Source organism: Pseudomonas grimontii (genome assembly GCF_007858185.1).
Classification (GTDB): Bacteria; Pseudomonadota; Gammaproteobacteria; order Pseudomonadales; family Pseudomonadaceae; genus Aquipseudomonas; species Aquipseudomonas grimontii.
In genome coordinates this window covers 681353-700299 of sequence record NZ_VFES01000001.1, presented here as the reverse complement: position 1 = coordinate 700299, position 18947 = coordinate 681353, and the positions used below count along the sequence as shown (strand labels likewise).

General features: G+C 60.4%; 20 protein-coding genes. 6 read left to right on the top strand and 14 right to left on the bottom strand.

Going from position 1 to position 18947, the window contains the following annotated elements:
* Position 1 precedes the first annotated feature (1 nt).
* From FIV39_RS03345 to pdeM, 4 genes are read left to right on the top strand one after another with little or no spacing between them, the layout of a single operon-like run.
* Positions 2-1120 (top strand): succinylglutamate desuccinylase/aspartoacylase family protein, encoded by a 1119-nt coding sequence (locus tag FIV39_RS03345; protein ID WP_090408456.1) that lies wholly within the window; start codon positions 2-4, stop codon positions 1118-1120.
* Between the two features lie 13 nt (positions 1121-1133).
* On the top strand, positions 1134-1898 hold the full coding sequence (locus FIV39_RS03340) for an ABC transporter ATP-binding protein (protein WP_090408459.1): 765 nt from the start codon (positions 1134-1136) through the stop codon (positions 1896-1898).
* Positions 1899-1956: 58 nt separating this feature from the next.
* Complete coding sequence (locus FIV39_RS03335) at positions 1957-4437, top strand: ligase-associated DNA damage response DEXH box helicase (protein ID WP_090408462.1); 2481 nt, start codon at positions 1957-1959, stop codon at positions 4435-4437.
* Positions 4437-5087 (top strand): ligase-associated DNA damage response endonuclease PdeM, encoded by a 651-nt coding sequence (gene pdeM, locus FIV39_RS03330; protein WP_090408465.1) that lies wholly within the window; start codon positions 4437-4439, stop codon positions 5085-5087. The genes FIV39_RS03335 and pdeM overlap by 1 nt, the downstream gene beginning before the upstream one ends.
* Before the next feature lie 15 nt (positions 5088-5102).
* On the opposite strand, the gene FIV39_RS03325 is transcribed toward pdeM, so the two are convergent.
* Both FIV39_RS03325 and dcd read right to left on the bottom strand, forming a co-directional pair.
* Complete coding sequence (locus tag FIV39_RS03325) at positions 5103-5303, bottom strand: hypothetical protein (protein ID WP_027604457.1); 201 nt, start codon at positions 5301-5303, stop codon at positions 5103-5105.
* 107 nt (positions 5304-5410) lie between these two features.
* On the bottom strand, positions 5411-5977 hold the full coding sequence (gene dcd / locus FIV39_RS03320; RefSeq protein ID WP_003172320.1) for a dCTP deaminase: 567 nt from the start codon (positions 5975-5977) through the stop codon (positions 5411-5413).
* A 389-nt stretch (positions 5978-6366) separates the two neighbouring features.
* Between dcd and FIV39_RS03315 the strand changes: the two genes are divergently transcribed.
* Positions 6367-6576 carry a cold-shock protein gene (locus FIV39_RS03315; RefSeq protein ID WP_002554837.1) on the top strand — a complete coding sequence of 70 codons (210 nt, stop codon included), beginning with the start codon at positions 6367-6369 and terminating at the stop codon, positions 6574-6576.
* A 201-nt stretch (positions 6577-6777) separates the two neighbouring features.
* Here FIV39_RS03315 and rpoS read toward each other — a convergent pair whose 3' ends face one another.
* The 8 genes from rpoS to FIV39_RS03275 form a co-directional block, all read right to left on the bottom strand.
* Positions 6778-7782, bottom strand: coding sequence for an RNA polymerase sigma factor RpoS (gene rpoS, locus FIV39_RS03310; RefSeq protein ID WP_025855149.1), 1005 nt, complete (start codon positions 7780-7782; stop codon positions 6778-6780).
* Positions 7783-7887: 105 nt separating this feature from the next.
* On the bottom strand, positions 7888-8724 hold the full coding sequence (locus FIV39_RS03305) for a peptidoglycan DD-metalloendopeptidase family protein (RefSeq protein WP_090408468.1): 837 nt from the start codon (positions 8722-8724) through the stop codon (positions 7888-7890).
* A 207-nt stretch (positions 8725-8931) separates the two neighbouring features.
* Positions 8932-9567, bottom strand: a complete 636-nt coding sequence (locus FIV39_RS03300) for a protein-L-isoaspartate(D-aspartate) O-methyltransferase (RefSeq protein ID WP_169899534.1) — start codon at positions 9565-9567, stop codon at positions 8932-8934.
* Positions 9568-9608: 41 nt separating this feature from the next.
* Positions 9609-10358: a 5'/3'-nucleotidase SurE gene (gene surE, locus FIV39_RS03295; protein ID WP_090408471.1), complete on the bottom strand. Its 750-nt coding sequence runs from the start codon at positions 10356-10358 to the stop codon at positions 9609-9611.
* Positions 10346-11404, bottom strand: a complete 1059-nt coding sequence (gene truD / locus FIV39_RS03290) for a tRNA pseudouridine(13) synthase TruD (RefSeq protein WP_090408474.1) — start codon at positions 11402-11404, stop codon at positions 10346-10348. Before truD ends, surE begins: the two co-directional genes overlap by 13 nt.
* Entirely contained in the window at positions 11401-11874 is a 474-nt protein-coding gene (gene ispF / locus FIV39_RS03285; protein WP_012722614.1) for a 2-C-methyl-D-erythritol 2,4-cyclodiphosphate synthase, read from the bottom strand. Before ispF ends, truD begins: the two co-directional genes overlap by 4 nt.
* Positions 11875-11928: 54 nt before the next feature.
* Positions 11929-12774 (bottom strand): S-formylglutathione hydrolase, encoded by an 846-nt coding sequence (fghA, locus tag FIV39_RS03280; RefSeq protein ID WP_074844255.1) that lies wholly within the window; start codon positions 12772-12774, stop codon positions 11929-11931.
* A gap of 90 nt (positions 12775-12864) precedes the next feature.
* The gene (locus FIV39_RS03275; protein ID WP_090408476.1) at positions 12865-13977 is read right to left on the bottom strand and encodes an S-(hydroxymethyl)glutathione dehydrogenase/class III alcohol dehydrogenase; all 1113 of its coding nucleotides are present in this window, start codon (positions 13975-13977) and stop codon (positions 12865-12867) included.
* A gap of 107 nt (positions 13978-14084) precedes the next feature.
* Between FIV39_RS03275 and FIV39_RS03270 the strand changes: the two genes are divergently transcribed.
* Positions 14085-14981 carry a LysR substrate-binding domain-containing protein gene (locus FIV39_RS03270; protein WP_090408478.1) on the top strand — a complete coding sequence of 299 codons (897 nt, stop codon included), beginning with the start codon at positions 14085-14087 and terminating at the stop codon, positions 14979-14981.
* Between the two features lie 507 nt (positions 14982-15488).
* Here FIV39_RS03270 and ispD read toward each other — a convergent pair.
* From ispD to kdsA, 4 genes are all read right to left on the bottom strand, one after another.
* The gene (gene ispD, locus FIV39_RS03260; protein WP_090408481.1) at positions 15489-16196 is read right to left on the bottom strand and encodes a 2-C-methyl-D-erythritol 4-phosphate cytidylyltransferase; all 708 of its coding nucleotides are present in this window, start codon (positions 16194-16196) and stop codon (positions 15489-15491) included.
* Positions 16193-16471, bottom strand: a complete 279-nt coding sequence (gene ftsB, locus FIV39_RS03255; protein ID WP_003172294.1) for a cell division protein FtsB — start codon at positions 16469-16471, stop codon at positions 16193-16195. Before ftsB ends, ispD begins: the two co-directional genes overlap by 4 nt.
* Before the next feature lie 183 nt (positions 16472-16654).
* Positions 16655-17944 (bottom strand): phosphopyruvate hydratase, encoded by a 1290-nt coding sequence (gene eno / locus FIV39_RS03250; protein WP_027604464.1) that lies wholly within the window; start codon positions 17942-17944, stop codon positions 16655-16657.
* 157 nt (positions 17945-18101) lie between these two features.
* A complete protein-coding gene (gene kdsA, locus FIV39_RS03245; protein WP_010212442.1) occupies positions 18102-18947 on the bottom strand; it encodes a 3-deoxy-8-phosphooctulonate synthase in 846 nt (281 codons plus the stop codon).

The window sequence follows — 18947 nt, the reverse complement described above, 5'->3', positions numbered from 1 at the left end:
CATGCGTCATCAGGTACACGATCTGATCGCGCCGGTGCCAGGCACGGCGCGGCAGATTCACAGTTTCCACTTCGGCCCCGAACACGCCGAGGGCAAGATTTACATCCAGTCATCGCTGCACGCCGATGAGCTGCCGGGCATGCTGGTGGCCTGGCACTTAAAGGTGCGCCTCGCCGAATTGGCGGCCGCCGGGCGGTTGCTGAGCGAGATCGTGCTGGTGCCCATCGCCAACCCGACAGGCCTGGAACAGGTGTTGATGGACATCCCCCTGGGCCGCTACGAGCTGGAAAGCGGGCAGAACTTCAATCGCCTGTTTGTCGACCTCAGCGACGAGGTGGGCGACCAGGTCGAAGCGTTACTCGGGGATGATCCCCGGCACAATGTCGAACTGATCCGTGCCGCGTTGAGCACAGCCCTCGCCGGGCAAGCCGCCACGACCCAATTGCACTCCCAGCGGCTGGTGCTGCAACGCCTGGCCTGCGATGCCGACATGGTGCTGGACCTGCACTGCGACTTCGAAGCCGTGGCGCACCTCTACACCACGCCCGAAGCCTGGCCGCAGGTGGAACCGCTGGCGCGCTATATCGGCTCGGAGGCCAACTTGCTCGCCACCGACTCCGGCGGGCAGTCGTTCGATGAGTGCTTCACCCTGGTGTGGTGGCAGTTGCAACAACGCTTCGGCGCGCGCTTCCCGATTCCCATGGGCAGTTTTTCGGTAACCGTCGAACTGCGCGGCCAGGGCGACGTCAACCACGGCCTGGCCAGCCTCGATTGCCAGGCGATCATCGACTATCTGATCCACTTCGGCGCCATTGCCGGTGACGTAGCGCCGCTGCCGGCACTGCCCTACCCCGCTACGCCGCTGGCGGGCGTCGAACCCGTGGCGACACCGGTGGGCGGCTTGCTGGTGTTCAACGCCCTGCCCGGTGAATACCTGGAAGCCGGGCAACTGATCGCCGAAATCATCAACCCCATTACCGACCGCGTAACGCCTGTGCACTGCCAAAACGCAGGCCTGCTTTACGCCCGTTCGCTGCGCCGCATGGCCACTGCCGGGATGGTCGTCGGCCATGTCGCCGGCACCGAGGCCTACCGCAGCGGCTATCTACTTTCGCCTTGAGGATGCACGCCCCATGTACAAATTGACCGTTGAAGGCCTGCATAAAAGCTATGGCGACAATGAGGTGCTCAAAGGTGTCTCGCTCAAGGCCAAGACCGGTGATGTGATCAGCCTGATCGGCGCCAGCGGCTCGGGCAAGAGCACCTTTTTGCGCTGCATCAACTTCCTGGAAACCCCCAACGACGGCGCCATGACCCTCGACGGCCAAACGATCCGCATGGTCAGCGACCGCCACGGCATGCGCGTGGCCGACGATGCCGAACTGCAGCGCCTGCGCACGCGGCTGGCGATGGTGTTCCAGCATTTCAACCTGTGGAGCCATATGAGCGTGCTGGAAAACATCACCATGGCCCCGCGCCGGGTGCTGGGTTGCAGTAAAAAGGACGCAGAAGACCGCGCCCGTCGCTACCTGGACAAGGTAGGTCTGCCCGCACGTGTAGCCGACCAATACCCGGCGTTCCTGTCCGGTGGCCAGCAGCAACGGGTGGCCATCGCCCGCGCCCTGGCCATGGAACCGGAAGTGATGCTGTTCGACGAACCCACCTCGGCCCTCGACCCGGAACTGGTGGGTGAAGTGTTGAAGGTAATCCAGGGCCTGGCCGAGGAAGGCCGCACCATGATCATGGTGACCCACGAAATGAGCTTTGCGCGCAAGGTGTCCAGCCAGGTGCTGTTCCTGCACAAGGGCCTGGTGGAAGAGCAAGGCGCGCCAGAGGATGTGCTGGGTAATCCGAAGAGCGAGCGGCTGCAACAGTTCCTGAGCGGCAATTTGAAGTAAACCTTTGCGACGCCTGGAGGGTCTGTGGGATAGACCCCTCCAGAGCGTTCGCTGCCGCATGGCAAAACCCCTCGACTTCGCCAAACAGTGGTTTGCCGCCAAAGGCTGGAAGCCGTTCGCCTTCCAGAAAGACGTATGGACAGCGGTCAAGGACGGCCGGTCGGGCTTGCTGCACGCCAGCACCGGCGCCGGCAAAACCTACGCCCTGTGGTTTGCCGCCCTCAATCGTTTCGCATTCACCCGCCCGCCTGCCATCGGTAAACGCAAACCGCCGGCTGAGCCGCTGACTGTGCTGTGGATCACGCCCATGCGTGCGTTGGCCGCCGACACCACACGCGCCCTCGAAGCGCCGCTTGAGGCCTTGCAGATTCCCTGGAGCGTCGGTCTGCACACCGGCGATACCAGCAGCAGCGAGCGTGCCCGGCAAACCCGGCGCCAGCCCACCGCACTGGTCACCACCCCGGAAAGCCTGACCCTGATGCTCGCCCGCGCCGACAGCGAAACGAGCCTGGCGCACCTGCGCATGGTGGTGGTAGATGAATGGCATGAGCTGATCGGCAACAAGCGCGGCGTGCAGTTGCAACTGGCGTTGGCGCGGCTGCGGCGCTGGCATCCCGAACTGATGGTGTGGGGCATTTCGGCCACCCTCGGTAACCAGTCCCACGCCTTGGAAGTGCTGGTCCCACAAGGGGACGGGATTAATGTACAGGGGCAAACGACCAAGCAGTTGCACGTCGACACCTTGCTGCCGCCCATCGCCGAGCGGTTTCCGTGGGCCGGGCATATCGGCTTGAAGATGCTGCCGCAGGTGGTGGCTGAGGTCGACGCCAGCAGCAGTTGCCTGGTGTTTACCAATACGCGGGCGCAGTCGGAAATCTGGTACCAGGCATTGCTGGAGGCACGGCCCGATTGGGCCGGGGTGATTGCCCTGCACCATGGCTCGCTGTCCCGCGAGACCCGTGACTGGGTGGAGCGGGCGTTGAAAGACGGTCAACTCAAGGCGGTGGTGTGCACCTCCAGCCTGGACCTGGGGGTGGATTTTTTGCCGGTGGAGCGCGTGCTGCAAATCGGCTCGGCCAAAGGCGTGGCGCGTCTGATGCAACGCGCCGGGCGCTCCGGCCATGCACCCGGACGGCCGTCGCGTGTGACCCTGGTGCCGACCCACAGCCTGGAACTGGTGGAAGCCGCTGCGGCCCAGGACGCGATCGCAGAGCGGCGTATCGAAGCCCGCGAATCGCCCCACAAGCCGCTGGATGTGCTCGTACAACATTTGGTGAGCATGGCCCTCGGCGGTGGCTTTACGCCGCAGGCATTGCTGGCTGAGGTCCGTGGCGCCTGGGCCTATCGCGACCTCACCGAGGCCGATTGGGCCTGGGCCCTGGGGTTTGTACGGCATGGCGGCCTGTCGCTGAGCGCTTACCCGGATTACCGCCGCGTGGAGCCGGACGAGCATGGCATCTGGCGTGTTCCCGATGCCCGGCTTGCGCGACGCCATCGCATGAGCGTGGGTACCATTGTCAGTGACGCCAGCATCCAGCTGAAATTCTGGAGCAAGGGCGGCGGCGGCAAGAACCTGGGCAGTGTTGAAGAAGGCTTTATTGCGCGGCTCAAGCCGGGGGATGGTTTCTTGTTTGCCGGGCGCCTGTTGGAATTGGTGCGGGTGGAAAACATGACCGCCTATGTGCGCCGCAGCAGCACCAAAAAAGCCGCCGTACCGCGCTGGAATGGCGGGCGCATGCCCCTTTCCAATGAGCTGGGCCAAGCCGTGGTGGAGCGCTTCGATGCCGCGGCGCACGGGCTCTACGAGGGCCCGGAAATGCAGGCGGTGCAACCGCTGCTGCAGACGCAGTTGCGCTGGTCCGGCCTGCCGACACGCGCGCACTTGTTGGCCGAAGCCTTGAAATCGCGGGAGGGTTGGCACCTGTTCCTCTACCCGTTTGCCGGCCGCCAGGTGCACCTGGGGCTGGCGAGCCTGCTGGCGTGGCGGGTCAGCCAGCAGCAGCCTGTGACATTCTCGATTGCCGTCAACGATTACGGCTTGGAGTTGCTCAGCGCCACCGAGGTGGATTGGCCGCGCTTACTGAATGAGGCATTACTGAGCCCGAAGCAGTTGCTGGCAGACGTCGCAGCCAGCCTGAACGCCGGAGAACTCGCCCTGCGCCGCTTTCGCGAGATTGCGCGTATCGCCGGGCTGGTGTTTGCCGGTTACCCCGGCGCGCCGAAAAGCACGCGCCAGGTGCAGGCGTCCAGCGGGTTGTTCTTTGAGGTGTTCAAGCAATATGACCCGCAGAACCTGTTGCTGGCCCAGGCGGGTGAAGAAGTCCTGCGCGATGAGTTGGATATTCGTCGGCTGGAAGAGACCTTGCTTCGCCTCTCGACGCTGACACTGGACCTGCATGTGATCGAACGTCCTACGCCCCTGGCCTTTCCGCTGCTGGTAGAGCGAATGCGCGAAAGCATGAGTTCGGAAAAACTCTCCGACCGCATTGCGCGGATGGTCAAGGACTTGGAAAAAGTCGCTGATAACGGGAGACGCTGATGGTTTGCCCAGTCACGCTGGAGGGCGAAGAACTGTGGCTGCTGGCGGATAAGGCACTCTACTGGCCCGCGCGCCAGTGCCTGCTGATCGCCGATGCACACTTTGGCAAGGCATCGGCCTATCGCAGCCTGGGCCAGCCGGTACCGCAAGGCACCACCACCGAGAACCTTCTGCGCCTGGATCGGTTGTTGGCGGCCGTGCCGTGTGCCCAGGTGATCTTTCTCGGCGACTTCCTCCACGGGCCCGGCTCCCACGCCAGCGGCACCCTCAGCGCCTTGAGGGCCTGGCGAGCACGTCATTGCGACCTGTCGATGACCTTGATTCGCGGTAATCACGATAAACGCGCGGGCGACCCGCCAGCTGACTTGAGCATCGAAGTGGTGCCGGAGCCACTGCTGATGGGCCCTTTCGCCCTGCAACACGAACCGCATGCCCATGCCAGCCACCATGTGCTGGCGGGGCATGTGCACCCGGTATATCGCTTGCGCGGCAAGGGCCGGCAAAGCCTGCGGCTGCCGTGCTTTCAGATCGGTACGCGCGTCAGCTTGCTGCCGGCGTTTGGGGCGTTTACCGGGGGGTATGCAGTCGATCAGGAAAATGACCGCCGAATCTTTGTAATCGGCGATCACCAGGTGTGGCAGGTTCGCTGACCGGCCCTGCGGGCATCAGGCGACCGGCGCGGGAGGCGGCTCATCCGGAAGGGTTGGCTCTCCGGGCTCGGTGGGCTGCTGCGGCCAATCTTCATCGGGTTGGCCGGGGATGCCGCCCGCATACGCGGGGTCGGCCATCAGGGACCAGGCCAGAACGCCAATCTGGTTGGGTTCAAGCCGGGCAAGTTCTGCGCTGATTCGCGGGTCGATCTTCATAAGGCACTCCTCAAGCGTGGCTCGGCGCGTTTTGCACGCACCGAGGCATTACACCCAATAGAGTCACTTTCTGCGGACTAATTCCCTTTACGCGTAGGACCTTTCGATCAAGCGCGTGGCAAGGTGACGCCGCGCTGGCCCTGGTACTTGCCGGCACGGTCTTTGTAGGACACTTCACAGGCCTCGTCTGACTGCAGGAACAGCATCTGCGCCACGCCTTCGTTGGCGTAGATCTTCGCAGGCAGGGTGGTGGTGTTGGAGAACTCCAGGGTCACGTGGCCTTCCCACTCAGGCTCAAGCGGCGTCACGTTAACGATAATGCCGCAACGCGCGTAGGTGCTTTTACCCAGGCAGATGGTCAGCACGTCGCGGGGAATACGGAAGAATTCCACGGTGCGTGCCAGGGCAAAGGAGTTTGGCGGGATAATGCACACGTCGCTTTTCACGTCGACGAAGCTCTTTTCGTCGAAGTTCTTCGGATCGACGATCGCCGAGTTGATGTTGGTGAACACCTTGAACTCATCGGCACACCGCACATCGTACCCGTAGCTGGAAACGCCGTACGAGATCACGCGGTCATCGCCTTCGCCACGAATCTGGCGCTCGACGAACGGTTCGATCATGCCGTGCTCTTGCGCCATGCGGCGAATCCACTTGTCCGATTTGATGCTCATGGCGGGTGTCCTGAATAGCGAGGTGGAAAAATTCTGTGTGGCATCTTACCGGGGCCGGCGTTGGGGTTCAAAGGGCGTGGGGCTTTTCTTAATGAATGCGCCGGCTGCTATAAGGCGCAGCCAGCGGGGCCGGGACCCGTATTGCCGCAACCGGTGCCTGTAAATACCACCGCCAGTCACGAAAATAGAGAAACCTTCGGAAATACCATTGGCACGTCCCGGAAAAAGGGTTAAGGTGGCGCCACTGTGCTGCTTGTGTCACTGAGAATCTCTACACGATATGTTGAATTTCGATCCAACCATCTCCAAGAATTTTTCCTGCTCTTTGCACTCAGTCTCGGCCAGGGCTTTTCCTGAGTCGCAGTTAACTTTGTCCAAGGAGATACACCATGTCTAATCGCCAAACTGGTACCGTTAAGTGGTTCAACGATGAAAAAGGCTTCGGCTTCATCACTCCACAATCCGGTGACGACCTGTTCGTTCACTTCAAAGCTATCCAATCCGACGGCTTCAAAAGCCTGAAAGAAGGCCAACAGGTTTCTTTCATCGCTACCCGCGGTCAGAAAGGCATGCAAGCTGAAGAAGTTCAAGTTATCTAACTTGTACTGACTTAGTCGAAAAAACCCCGCCCTTAAAAGCGGGGTTTTTTTATGCCTGGGATTTGGGCATACATGAATAAAAAGCCAGGCGCAAAAAAGTGGGAGGGGGCTCGCTCCCGATGGCGGCGGATCAGTCGATATTTGCATTGACTGGCACACCACTATCGGGGGCAAGCCCCCTCCCACCTTCAATCTGCGCCGTTATTGAAACAACGACTCACTCGACAGGCCATTCTTCTCCAGGATCTCACGCAAGCGCTTGAGCCCTTCCACCTGGATCTGCCGCACCCGCTCGCGGGTCAGGCCGATCTCCAGGCCTACGTCCTCCAGCGTGCTGCTCTCATGGCCACGCAGGCCGAAGCGGCGAATCACCACCTCACGCTGCTTGTCCGTGAGCTCCGACAGCCACTGGTCAATGCTTTGGGAAAGATCATCGTCCTGCAGCAGTTCGCAGGGATCCGTAGGACGATCATCCGTCAGGGTGTCCAGCAGGGTTTTATCCGAATCCGGACCCAGCGAGACGTCGACCGAAGACACCCGCTCGTTAAGACCAAGCATGCGCTTGACCTCCCCTACCGGTTTTTCCAGCAGGTTGGCGATTTCTTCGGGCGAGGGTTCATGATCGAGTTTTTGAGTGAGCTCGCGCGCTGCCCGCAGGTAGACGTTGAGCTCCTTGACCACATGGATCGGCAACCGGATCGTGCGGGTCTGATTCATGATCGCCCGTTCGATGGTCTGGCGAATCCACCAGGTAGCATAGGTCGAGAAGCGGAAACCCCGCTCAGGATCGAACTTCTCCACCGCCCGGATCAAGCCCAGGTTGCCCTCCTCGATCAGGTCCAACAGGGACAGCCCACGATTGACGTAGCGTCGGGCGATCTTCACCACCAGGCGCAGGTTGCTTTCAATCATGCGCTTGCGCCCAGCCGGATCACCCTTTTGCGACAAACGCGCAAAATGGACTTCTTCTTCGGGAGTAAGCAGAGGGGAAAAGCCGATTTCATTGAGGTACAGCTGGGTCGCATCGAGCGCCCGCGTGTAATCAATGTATTTATGTTGCTTTAACGCGGTGGAGTTCTTGGATTTGGTGCGAACTGAAGGTACAGCAGGTCCCTCATTCGACATCGATTCCGTAGCGATGCCGGTCTCCATAAGGAGAACCTCATCGTCGATGTCAAACTCCGGCGCTTCTTTACTGAGAGCCATTGTTATAGTCCTTTGGTGAGTTCGACCTCAAGCTCAAGCGACGCCTTTATCCTTGGCAACGCTGGAGCCTGTTCCTTCTACGTGAGGAACAGGCTGTGCAACACATCAACGACGGGGTAGGAATTGCAGTGGATCTACAGGCTTCCCTTGACGGCGAATCTCAAAGTGCAGTTTCACCCGGTCTGTACCAGTTGACCCCATTTCGGCAATTGTCTGTCCGACTTTGACTTGCTGCCCCTCCCGAACCAACAGCCTACGGTTGTGGCCGTAAGCACTGACGTAGGTATCGCTGTGTTTGATGATGACCAGCTCGCCGTAGCCCCGCAAACCACTCCCGGCGTACACCACCGTCCCATCAGACGCAGCTAAAACAGGCTGTCCCAAATCCCCGGCAATATCAATGCCTTTATTCAAACTGCCGTTTGAAGAGAATTTTCCAATTAAAACTCCATTTGAGGGCCATCCCCAACCGGTCGGCGCAGGCCCTGCCGGGGGTAACGGCGCGGGTGCCGGCTTGCTCGCGACACTCGGCGAAGCGGTACCGGCAGGCCGGGTAATGATGGTGGTTCTGCTCGACGACGACGGCGAAGATCCGGTGTTTGTCACAACTGCCGTAGGGGTAGAACCGGTGCGACCGTCAAAGCGAATCGTCTGACCCGGATGTATCGTGTAGGGCACAGGAATATTGTTGCGGGCTGCGAGTGCCTTGTAGTCCCAACCATAACGGAAGGCGATCGAGAACAACGTGTCGCCCTTGCGCACTACATATTGCCCGGTGGTCACCGTCGGCTTTTGCGGTGCTGCGTTATTGCGGTCAACGACCCGTGCACCGCTGCTTGGCGAGCTGGAACACCCTACCAGAAGGGAACCAAAGACAAGGCCAAGCACCAGTCGCTGAAAACTTGTTTTACTCATACGCTGCGCAAGACCTGTGAGACTCACCCGCCGCTCCCTTTGTGGTGGCTGAACATGAATGCCTGTATCAGGCTTGAAATATGACGCAAGTATAACTGGGCATTGAAGTTTTACCGTCACGCGACTGGAACGAATCATTCAGCGCGTTGAATCGCCCTGCCCATCATGTTGACTTGATAGACCCCGCCGTAAGACACATCCTCACCAACAGAATTCACTGCCAGCGAAAAATGATCAGGCCAGCGGGCCATTGAGCAACGGAACAAAGCGTACGGCGCCCAGTACATGCCGGGAAAAACCGTCGTCTTCACGGACAATAAGCATCAATTGTTGCACTTCACCGGATCCCACCGGAATGACCAGGCGCCCCCCCGGGGCCAACTGGTCGAGCAGCGCTTGGGGCACATCGGTGGCCACGGCCGTGACGATAATCCCGTTGTAAGGTGCCAATGCCGGCCAACCCTCCCAACCATCGCCCCAGCGGAATACCACGTTGCGCAGGTTCAACTCCACCAGGCGTTCCTTGGCGCGATCCTGCAGCACCTTGATGCGCTCCACCGAGAACACCCGCTCCACCAGTTGCGACAGCACGGCCGTCTGGTAGCCGGAACCGGTGCCGATCTCCAGCACCTTGTCCAACGGTCCCGCCGCCAGCAGCAGCTCACTCATGCGCGCAACCATATAAGGCTGGGAGATGGTCTGGTTATGGCCGATGGGCAATGCCGTGTCTTCATAGGCACGATGGGCCAAGGCCTCGTCGACAAAGAGGTGCCGAGGCGTACGCCGGATCACTTCCAACACCTGGGCGTTGGAAAGCCCCTCTTCGTACAGGCGCTGGATCAAACGCTCACGGGTGCGCTGGGAGGTCATCCCGATGCCCCGGCGCAGCAGGTCGTCTTGTTCACGAGCCATCAGCGCAGCCCCTCCAGCCAGCCATCGAGACCACTGAAGGCATCACTGAAGGTGCGATCAAGTTGCAATGGGGTAATCGACACATAGCCTTGCATCACCGCGTGAAAGTCCGTGCCTGGGCCACCGTCTTCGGCATCACCCGCAGCCGCGATCCAATAGCCTTCCTTGCCACGCGGGTCGACCACCTTCAACGGTGCTGCCGCACGGGCACGATGGCCCAGGCGCGTAAGCTGGATGCCGCGAATGTGGTCGAGGGGCAAATTGGGAATGTTGACGTTGAGCACCGTGCGCGGTGGCAGGTCCAGGGAGCCATGGGCCTCCACCAGCTTGCGCGCGAAATAGGCCGCGGTGGGCAGGTTGTCCAGTTGGCGCGATGCCAACGAAAACGCAAACGAGGTCCGGCCGAGGAAGCGCCCTTCAAGCGCCGCCGCCACCGTGCCGGAATACAGCACGTCGTCGCCCAGGTTGGCGCCGAGGTTGATGCCCGACACCACCAGGTCCGGCTCCTGATCCAACAAGCTGTTGATCGCCAGGTGCACGCAGTCGGTGGGGGTGCCGTTCACACTGATGAAGCCATTGGCCAGAACCTGCGGGTGCAGCGGACGGTCGAGCGTCAGCGAACTGCTGGCGCCGCTCTTGTCCTGGTCGGGGGCAACCACCACGCACTCGGCGTAATCTTCCAGCGCAGCATAGAGCGCGGCAAGACCGGGTGCGGTGGCACCGTCATCGTTTGATATCAGAATACGCATGGGCTGTCCGTCTGCCCCACCGGCACCAGATCAACAAGCTCGCGCACCAAGACAGTGGCGAAGCATCCGGCCGGCAGGACGAATTCCAATTGCAGAATGTCAGGCCCGGGATAATGCCACGTCAACCCGCCAATGGGCAGTCGCAGAATGCGACGTTCCTGGCTCATGCCGGCATTCACCAGCCAATCACGCAGGTCGGCTTCACCGGCGGCAACCGCCTGCTCCAACTCAAACGTGGCGCCCGTCGCCGGAGAATCACCCTCGCCCCACTGCGGCCCGGTGGGGTGCAGGTCCAGGATCGCCAGGCGCGGGTCGCTGCACTCAGCCTCTCCCGCCGGAAAAAAGCTGCGGCTGTCGGTAAACGCCAGCAGATCACCCACTTGCGCGTGCTGCCAGGAACCGTCGGCAACGCGTGCCGCCAATACTTTGTTGAAGAGGAAACTGCGCGCGGTGGACAACAACCGCGAACGCACATTGCGCTGCTCCGGCAGGGCCTTGCGCGCAGCCCATTCACGGGCATCGACGACATTGCCACCGTTGTGGCCAAAACGCTGGGTGCCGAAATAGTTGGGAATGCCGTACTGGGCAATCAATTGCAGCCGCGCGTCGATGGCGGCGGTATCACCGGCCAATTGGGTCAGGCGCAAGGTAAAGCCGTTGGCCGAGTGCGCGCCACGCTGCAGCTTGCGCTTGTGGCGAGCGGTTTTCAGGATCTTGAGGGTGTCGTTTTCCGCACTGCTCATGTCCGGATCGGCCTTGCCCGGCAGTTGTACGCTGAACCACTGCCGGGTCAGCGCCTGGCGGTCCTTGAGCCCGGCATAGCTGACGGTGCGCAACGGCACGCCAGCTGCCTTGGCGATACGCCGCGCGGCTTCCTCAGTATTGAGCCCGCGCTTCTCAACCCACAACCACAGGTGCTCGCCTTCGCCGGTGAGCGGAATATCGAGCACTTCGTCGACCTGGAAATCTTCAGCAGTGGCCTTCAGGACCGCGCTGCCCAGGGCCTCGCCATAGGCACGCGGGCCCAGCAGTTGCAGGTCGTTCATGCGCGCAGCAACAAGGCGACGGAGTGCACCGCGATGCCCTCTTCACGACCGGTGAACCCGAGCTTTTCGGTGGTGGTGGCTTTCACGTTGACTTGATCCAATTCAATTTGCAGGTCTGCGGCAATCAGTGCGCGCATGGATTCGATATGCGGGGCCATTTTCGGCGCCTGGGCCACGATGGTGTTATCGACGTTGCCGACCTTCCAGCCTTTGGCGTGGATCAGGCCGACCACATGGCGCAGCAAGACACGGCTGTCCGCGCCCTTGAAGGTGGGATCGGTATCCGGAAAGTGCTTGCCGATATCGCCCAGCGCCGCCGCACCGAGCAAGGCATCGCTCAAGGCATGCAGGACAACGTCGCCGTCGGAATGAGCCAGCAACCCATGGTGGTGCGCAATGCGCACGCCGCCCAGGGTGATGAAATCGCCTTCAGCGAAACGGTGCACATCGTAGCCGTGGCCAATACGCATAAAAAAACGCCCCGATTTAATTCAGGGCGTGATTCTACCTACTTTTGCCTCACATTAACCGAGCAAAGCACGACCATGATGTCGCAAATGATCTTCGATGAAGCTGGCGATAAAGAAGTAGCTGTGGTCGTAACCAGGCTGCAGACGCAGTTCCAGGGGATGGTTCGCCGCCTTGGCCGCTTGCTGCAAGGCTTCGGGCTTGAGCTGCACGGCGAGGAAATCGTCGCGATCGCCCTGATCCACCAGCAACGGCAGCTTTTGCGAGGCTTCGCTGATCAGCACGCAGGCATCCCATTCGCGCCATTTGGAACGCTCTTCGCCCAGGTAACGGGAGAAGGCTTTCTGGCCCCACGGGCAATCCATCGGATTATTGATCGGCGAAAACGCCGACACCGACAGGTAGCGCCCGGGGTTGCGCAAGGCACACACCAACGCACCGTGGCCGCCCATGGAGTGGCCGCTGATGCCGCGTTTGTCCGAAGCCGGGAAATGCGCTTCAACCAACGCCGGCAATTCCTGCACCACGTAGTCATGCATCCTGTAGTGCTTGGCCCAAGGTTCCTGGGTGGCATTCAGGTAGAAGCCGGCACCCAGGCCAAAATCCCAGGCGTTGTCCGGGTCGCCCGGCACACCGGGGCCACGGGGGCTGGTGTCGGGCGCGACAATGATAAGCCCCAGTTCTGCGGCCATGCGCTGAGCACCGGCTTTCTGCATGAAGTTCTCATCGGTGCAGGTCAAGCCGGACAGCCAGTACAGCACCGGCAGCTTGCCGCCCTGCTCCGCTTGCGGCGGCAGGTAGACGGCAAAGGTCATGTCGCAGCCGAGCACGTGGGAACTGTGTTTGTAGCGTTTGTGCCAGCCGCCAAAACTCTTCTGGCAGGAGATATTTTCCAGGGTCATGGGAGTGCTCCCAGCTGCAAGTTGCAAGCCTCAAGCGGCAAGTAAGGCGTACACCCACTTGCTGCTGATAGCTTGCCGCTTGCCGCTGCTTCAAAAGTGAATGACGGTACGAATGCTCTTGCCTTCATGCATCAGGTCAAACGCTTTGTTGATGTCCTCCAGGCCCATGGTATGGGTGATGAACGTGTCCAGCGGGATCTCGCCGGCCTGGGCCATTTCCACATAGCTTGGCAACTCAGTACGGCCGCGTACGCCACCGAACGCCGAGCCACGCCAGACGCGGCCGGTCACCAGTTGGAAGGGACGCGTGGAGATTTCCTGGCCGGCACCGGCAACGCCGATGATCACCGACTCGCCCCAACCTTTGTGGCAGCACTCAAGCGCGGCACGCATCAGTTGCACGTTGCCGATGCACTCGAAGGAAAAGTCCACGCCGCCGTCGGTCAAATCGACAATTACGTCCTGGATCGGGCGGTCGTAGTCTTTCGGGTTGATGCAGTCGGTGGCGCCCAGTTGCTTGGCGATCTCGAACTTGGCCGGGTTGATGTCAATCGCAATGATACGGCCGGCCTTGGCCTTGACCGCACCGATCACGGCCGACAGGCCGATACCACCGAGACCGAAGATGGCCACGGTGTCGCCCGGCTTGACCTTGGCGGTGTTGATCACCGCACCGATGCCGGTGGTGACGCCACAGCCGAGCAGGCAGACCTTCTCCAGCGGCGCCTCTTTTGGAATCTTGGCGACGGAAATTTCCGGCAGCACGGTGTACTCGGAGAAGGTCGAAGTACCCATGTAGTGGAAAATCGGCTGGCCCTTGTAGGAAAAACGCGTGGTGCCATCTGGCATCAGGCCTTTGCCCTGGGTGGAACGAATGGCCTGGCACAGGTTGGTCTTGCCCGACAGGCAGAATTTGCACTTGCCGCATTCAGGGGTGTACAGCGGGATCACATGGTCGCCTACCGCCACCGAAGTCACGCCCTCGCCGATGGCTTCGACCACCGCACCGCCTTCATGGCCAAGGATGGACGGGAAGATACCTTCCGGGTCAGCGCCGGACAGGGTGTAGGCGTCGGTGTGGCAAACGCCGGAGGCCACCACGCGCAGCAGGACTTCGCCCGCCTTGGGCATGGCCACATCCACTTCGACGATCTCCAGTGGTTTTTTAGCTTCAAAGGCGACAGCTGCGCGTGACTTGATCATCCGGGTTTCTCCAGGGCTGAAAATTGAGAACAACAGTGTAAAACATGCCTCTTTGATTAATAATCCGGCCAAAAGCAAAACATTATTGCTGTATAGGGACAATCACAATGTTGGAGAACCGCTGGGAAGGTATCGACGAATTCGTTGCCGTGGCCGAATGCAGCCAATTTACCGCGGCTGCCGAGCGGCTGGGTGTGTCTTCGTCCCACATCAGCCGCCAGGTGGCGCGCCTGGAAGAGCGCCTGCAAACGCGGTTGCTGTATCGCAGTACCCGTAAGGTGACGCTGACTGAAGCGGGTCAGACCTTTCTGCAACATTGCCAGCGCCTACAGGACGGCCGCGAAGAAGCCCTGCGCGCCGTGGGTGACCTCACCAGCGAACCGAAAGGCATGTTGCGCATGACCTGCGCGGTGGCCTATGGCGAGCGGTTTATCGTGCCACTGGTGACGCGGTTCATGGGCCTGTACCCGCAATTGCGGGTGGACATCGAACTGAGCAACCGTCAATTGGATCTGGTGCACGAAGGACTCGACCTGGCGATTCGCCTGGGGCGATTGCAGGATTCGCGCATGGTCGCCAGCCGCCTCGCGCCTCGGCGCATGTACCTGTGCGCGTCGCCGTCCTACCTGGCCCGGTATGGTCGGCCACATAGTTTGTCGGAATTGAGTCGGCATAATTGCCTGATCGGCAGCTCGGACATTTGGCAACTGGCTCAGGACGGGAGGGAATTTTCCCAGCGAGTGCAAGGCAACTGGCGCTGCAACAGTGGGCAAGCGGTGCTGGATGCGGCGTTGCAAGGGGTGGGATTGTGCCAACTGCCAGACTATTACGTACTGGAGCATCTGCACAGCGGCGCGCTGGTGTCGCTGCTGGAGGCGCATCAGCCACCGAATACGGCGGTGTGGGGGCTGTATCCGCAACAACGGCACTTGTCGCCGAAGGTCAGGAAGTTGGTGGATTTCTTGAAAGAGGGGTTGGCCGAGCGGCCGGAGTACAGCAGTTGAGTATTGGGTGTCTAGGCGGGCCTCATCGGGGCATGGGTATCTACACAACGTTGTAGCAGCCAACGCTAACCACGATGCGAAGCGAGCCGCCCTTGATCTTGCTTTAGATCTTGATCTCAGGCGCCCCGTTAAACCACGCTGGCCGGAATTCGATAGTGATTTGGGGGGCAAACCGGCAGGGATGCCGGTTTAGCCGCCCCGCGCCATGGATGGCGCGTGGCGGCGGCCTCCCAAATCACTGTCGGATTACGGGCACACCGAGCCTGGGCGAGGTGCCGAGTGGTGGGGCGAAGCGTTTTGGGTTACTTTTTGCGCTCTTCAAAAAGTGACCCGCTGTAAGAGCGGAACCCTAAGTCGCCGTTACCGCAGCAACGGATATGTACTCGGTCTGATCCAAAAAAAAGGTCGGCCCAGAGGCCGCCATCGGGGGCAAGCCCCCTCCCACCTTTGAATGTGTTCACAGATCAAAATGTGGGAGGGGGCTTGCCCCCGATAGCGGTTTGCTGATTACCGGCGATTCGCCCAGCGCAACCGCAACCACTCCAAATCTTCGGGCCGGGTCACCTTGATATTGTCCGACCGTCCTTCGATCAAACGCGGCGCCTGTCCTGACCACTCCATGGCCGAGGCTTCATCGGTGATCACCGCATCGGCCACCAGACTGTCGGCCAAGGCGCGATGCAGCGCACCCAGGCGGAACATCTGCGGCGTATAGGCCTGCCAGATCAGACTGCGGTCGACGGTCTCGACCACACGACCATGCTTGTCGACACGCTTGAGGGTGTCGCGGGCCGGCACGGCCAGCAGACCGCCGACCGGGTCGTCCGCCAGTTCGGTGAGCAACTTATCCAGATCATCGCGACTCAGATTCGGCCGCGCCGCATCGTGGACCAGCACCCAATCGTCATCGCTGGCGCCCAGGGCATTGAGTTGCAGCAACGCATTGAGCACCGAGCCAGAACGCTCCGAACCACCGTCCGCACGCACGATACGCGGGTCAGCGGCACATGCCAGGCTTGGCCAATACGGGTCATCAGCAGCAAGACTGACCACCAACCCCTTGAGGTTGGGATGATCGAGAAAACAGCCAAGGCTGTGTTCCAGAATAGTGCGCCCACCCAACTGCAAGTATTGCTTGGGACGGTCCGCGGCCATACGGGCACCGACGCCCGCGGCAGGTATCACGGCCCAGAAGGCCGGCAAACAATGGTTCATTGGGCCAACTGGTAGAGGGTTTCGCCCTCCTTGACCATGCCCAACTCATGACGGGCCCGCTCTTCAACGGTCTCGGTACCTTTTTTCAGCTCAAGCACTTCGGCATCGAGGACGCGGTTGCGTTCCAGCAAGCGTTCGTTCTCGGCGTGCTGGTCGGCAATTTGCTGGGTCAGGTCTTTTACTTGCGCAAAGCTGCCATTACCCACCCATAGGCGGTACTGCAGGCCAGCCAGCAACAAGAGCAAGACGAGGAACAACCAATTGGGACTGCGCATCGAATATCGGGTATCCAGTGAAAAAAGACGCCATGCAAAACTTTTACAGCAACTGATAGCACGAAGCCTGGAAGAACCAGGCTTGTGCTTGATAGCCATCAGATTAGCGTCGAAATGTTCACTATCGTGAATTTTCCGACGCAATCCGCCGACTTTTTACCATGCCTTACCATCAAGTAGCGATCAGCCGCGAAACTCGCCGCGACCGTTGTACTTGGCTTTGCCGGCCAGTTGCTCTTCGATACGCAGCAATTGGTTGTATTTGGACACACGGTCAGAACGGCACAGGGAGCCGGTCTTGATCTGGCCCGCCGAAGTGCCCACGGCCAGGTCGGCGATGGTCGAATCTTCGGTTTCGCCGGAGCGGTGGGAGATCACTGCGGTGTAGCCCGCAGCCTTGGCCATCTGGATGGCTTCCAGGGTTTCGGTCAGGGTGCCGATCTGATTGAACTTGATCAGGATCGAGTTGGCGATCTTTTTGTCGATGCCTTCTTTCAGGATCTTGGTGTTGGTCACAAACAAGTCGTCACCTACCAGTTGGACTTTTTCGCCGATCTTGTCGGTGAGGATCTTCCAGCCATCCCAGTCGGACTCGTCCAGGCCGTCTTCGATCGAGATGATCGGGTAGCGCTGGGTCAGGCCCTTGAGGTAGTCGGCAAAACCTTCGGAGTTGAACACCTGGCCTTCGCCGGACAGGTTGTATTTGCCATCTTCGTAGAACTCGCTGGCGGCGCAGTCCAGGGCCAGGGTCACGTCGGTGCCCAGTGTGTAGCCAGCGTTAGCCACGGCTTCGGAGATCACTTTCAGTGCATCTTCGTTGGACGCCAGGTTCGGCGCGAAACCACCTTCGTCACCCACGGCAGTACTCAGCCCACGGGCCTTCAGCACGGCTTTGAGGTGATGGAAAATCTCGGTGCCCATGCGCAGGCCTTCGGAGAAGGTCTTGGCGCCGACCGGCTGCACCATGAATTCCTGGATGTCGACGTTGTTATCGGCATGCTCGCCACCGTTGATGATGTTCATCATCGGAACCGGCATCGAGTAGACACCCGGGGTACCGTTCAGGTTGGCAATGTGGGCGTACAGTGGCAGGTCCTGGTCCTGGGCGGCGGCCTTGGCAGCAGCCAGGGACACGGCGAGGATGGCGTTGGCGCCGAGGCTGCCTTTGTTTTCAGTGCCGTCGAGCTTGATCATCGCGTGGTCCAGGGCTTTCTGGTCCAGCGGGTCTTTGCCCAGCAGCAGGTCACGGATCGGGCCATTGATGTTGGCTACAGCCTTGAGGACACCCTTGCCCAGGTAACGGCTCTTGTCGCCATCACGCAGTTCCAGCGCTTCGCGCGAACCTGTGGAAGCACCGGACGGCGCGCAGGCGCTGCCGATGATGCCGTTATCGAGAAGCACGTCGGCTTCGACGGTGGGGTTGCCACGGGAGTCGAGAACTTCACGACCTTTGATGTCGACGATTTTTGCCATTGTTGTAAACACTCCAAAGTTGACGAAAACGACGCAGCTGAAGGAAATCTTTTGACCGACCGCAAGGGTGGAACAACGGGGCAGGCTTGCAGGCGACAAGGCTCAGGCCCGAGGGCCTGAGCATTTAGCGTGGGATACTTTACCGGAGAAATGGCAGTTACGCGGTCTCTACTGTCGGAAAACTCTTGACCAGTTCGTCCAACTGCTTGAGTTGGGCCAGGAATGGTTCCAACTTGTCCAGGCGCAGGGCGCATGGACCGTCGCATTTGGCGTTATCCGGGTCCGGGTGGGCTTCCAGGAACAGGCCTGCCAGGGACTGGCTGATGCCGGCCTTGGCCAGGTCCAGTACCTGGGCACGGCGCCCACCGGCAGAGTCGGCGCGACCACCAGGCATTTGCAGCGCGTGGGTCACGTCGAAGAACACCGGGTATTCGAACTGTTTCATGATGCCGAAACCGAGCATGTCCACCACGAGGTTGTTGTAGCCGAAGCTAGAACCACGCTCGCAGAGGATCAACTGGTCGTTACCCGCTTCCACGCACTTGTTCAGGATGTGTTTCATTTCCTGAGGTGCAAGGAACTGGGCTTTCTTGATATTGATCACCGCACCGGTCTTGGCCATCGCAACGACCAGGTCGGTCTGGCGCGACAGGAAGGCCGGCAACTGGATGATGTCGCACACCTCGGCGACCACGGCAGCCTGTTCAGGCTCGTGGACGTCGGTGATGATCGGCACGCCGAAGGCTTGCTTGATGTCCTGGAAGATCCGCATGCCTTCTTCAAGGCCCGGGCCGCGATAGGAGGTCACGGACGAACGGTTGGCCTTGTCGAAGCTGGCCTTGAACACGTAAGGGATACCCAGTTTCTCGGTAACCTTTACGTACTCTTCACAGACCTGCATCGCCATGTCACGGCTTTCGAGCACGTTCATGCCGCCGAACAACACCATGGGCTTGTCGTTGGCAATCTCGATGTCGCCTACGCGAATGATCTTCTGGGCCAT

What these genes read in the sequence shown, in the direction of transcription:
- dcd (WP_003172320.1), bottom strand. Translation starts at nt 5,977, where the DNA reads ATGAGCATCAAATCGGACAAGTGGATTCGCCGCATGGCGCAAGAGCAC.
- FIV39_RS03345 (WP_090408456.1), top strand. Translation starts at nt 2, where the DNA reads ATGCGTCATCAGGTACACGATCTGATCGCGCCGGTGCCAGGCACGGCG.
- surE (WP_090408471.1), bottom strand. Translation starts at nt 10,358, where the DNA reads ATGCGTATTCTGATATCAAACGATGACGGTGCCACCGCACCCGGTCTT.
- FIV39_RS03270 (WP_090408478.1), top strand. Translation starts at nt 14,085, where the DNA reads ATGTTGGAGAACCGCTGGGAAGGTATCGACGAATTCGTTGCCGTGGCC.
- eno (WP_027604464.1), bottom strand. Translation starts at nt 17,944, where the DNA reads ATGGCAAAAATCGTCGACATCAAAGGTCGTGAAGTTCTCGACTCCCGT.
- FIV39_RS03275 (WP_090408476.1), bottom strand. Translation starts at nt 13,977, where the DNA reads ATGATCAAGTCACGCGCAGCTGTCGCCTTTGAAGCTAAAAAACCACTG.
- truD (WP_090408474.1), bottom strand. Translation starts at nt 11,404, where the DNA reads ATGAACGACCTGCAACTGCTGGGCCCGCGTGCCTATGGCGAGGCCCTG.
- ispD (WP_090408481.1), bottom strand. Translation starts at nt 16,196, where the DNA reads ATGAACCATTGTTTGCCGGCCTTCTGGGCCGTGATACCTGCCGCGGGC.
- ispF (WP_012722614.1), bottom strand. Translation starts at nt 11,874, where the DNA reads ATGCGTATTGGCCACGGCTACGATGTGCACCGTTTCGCTGAAGGCGAT.
- FIV39_RS03335 (WP_090408462.1), top strand. Translation starts at nt 1,957, where the DNA reads ATGGCAAAACCCCTCGACTTCGCCAAACAGTGGTTTGCCGCCAAAGGC.
- pdeM (WP_090408465.1), top strand. Translation starts at nt 4,437, where the DNA reads ATGGTTTGCCCAGTCACGCTGGAGGGCGAAGAACTGTGGCTGCTGGCG.
- FIV39_RS03340 (WP_090408459.1), top strand. Translation starts at nt 1,134, where the DNA reads ATGTACAAATTGACCGTTGAAGGCCTGCATAAAAGCTATGGCGACAAT.
- FIV39_RS03325 (WP_027604457.1), bottom strand. Translation starts at nt 5,303, where the DNA reads ATGAAGATCGACCCGCGAATCAGCGCAGAACTTGCCCGGCTTGAACCC.
- kdsA (WP_010212442.1), bottom strand. Translation starts at nt 18,947, where the DNA reads ATGGCCCAGAAGATCATTCGCGTAGGCGACATCGAGATTGCCAACGAC.
- ftsB (WP_003172294.1), bottom strand. Translation starts at nt 16,471, where the DNA reads ATGCGCAGTCCCAATTGGTTGTTCCTCGTCTTGCTCTTGTTGCTGGCT.
- FIV39_RS03300 (WP_169899534.1), bottom strand. Translation starts at nt 9,567, where the DNA reads ATGACCTCCCAGCGCACCCGTGAGCGTTTGATCCAGCGCCTGTACGAA.
- FIV39_RS03315 (WP_002554837.1), top strand. Translation starts at nt 6,367, where the DNA reads ATGTCTAATCGCCAAACTGGTACCGTTAAGTGGTTCAACGATGAAAAA.
- rpoS (WP_025855149.1), bottom strand. Translation starts at nt 7,782, where the DNA reads ATGGCTCTCAGTAAAGAAGCGCCGGAGTTTGACATCGACGATGAGGTT.
- fghA (WP_074844255.1), bottom strand. Translation starts at nt 12,774, where the DNA reads ATGACCCTGGAAAATATCTCCTGCCAGAAGAGTTTTGGCGGCTGGCAC.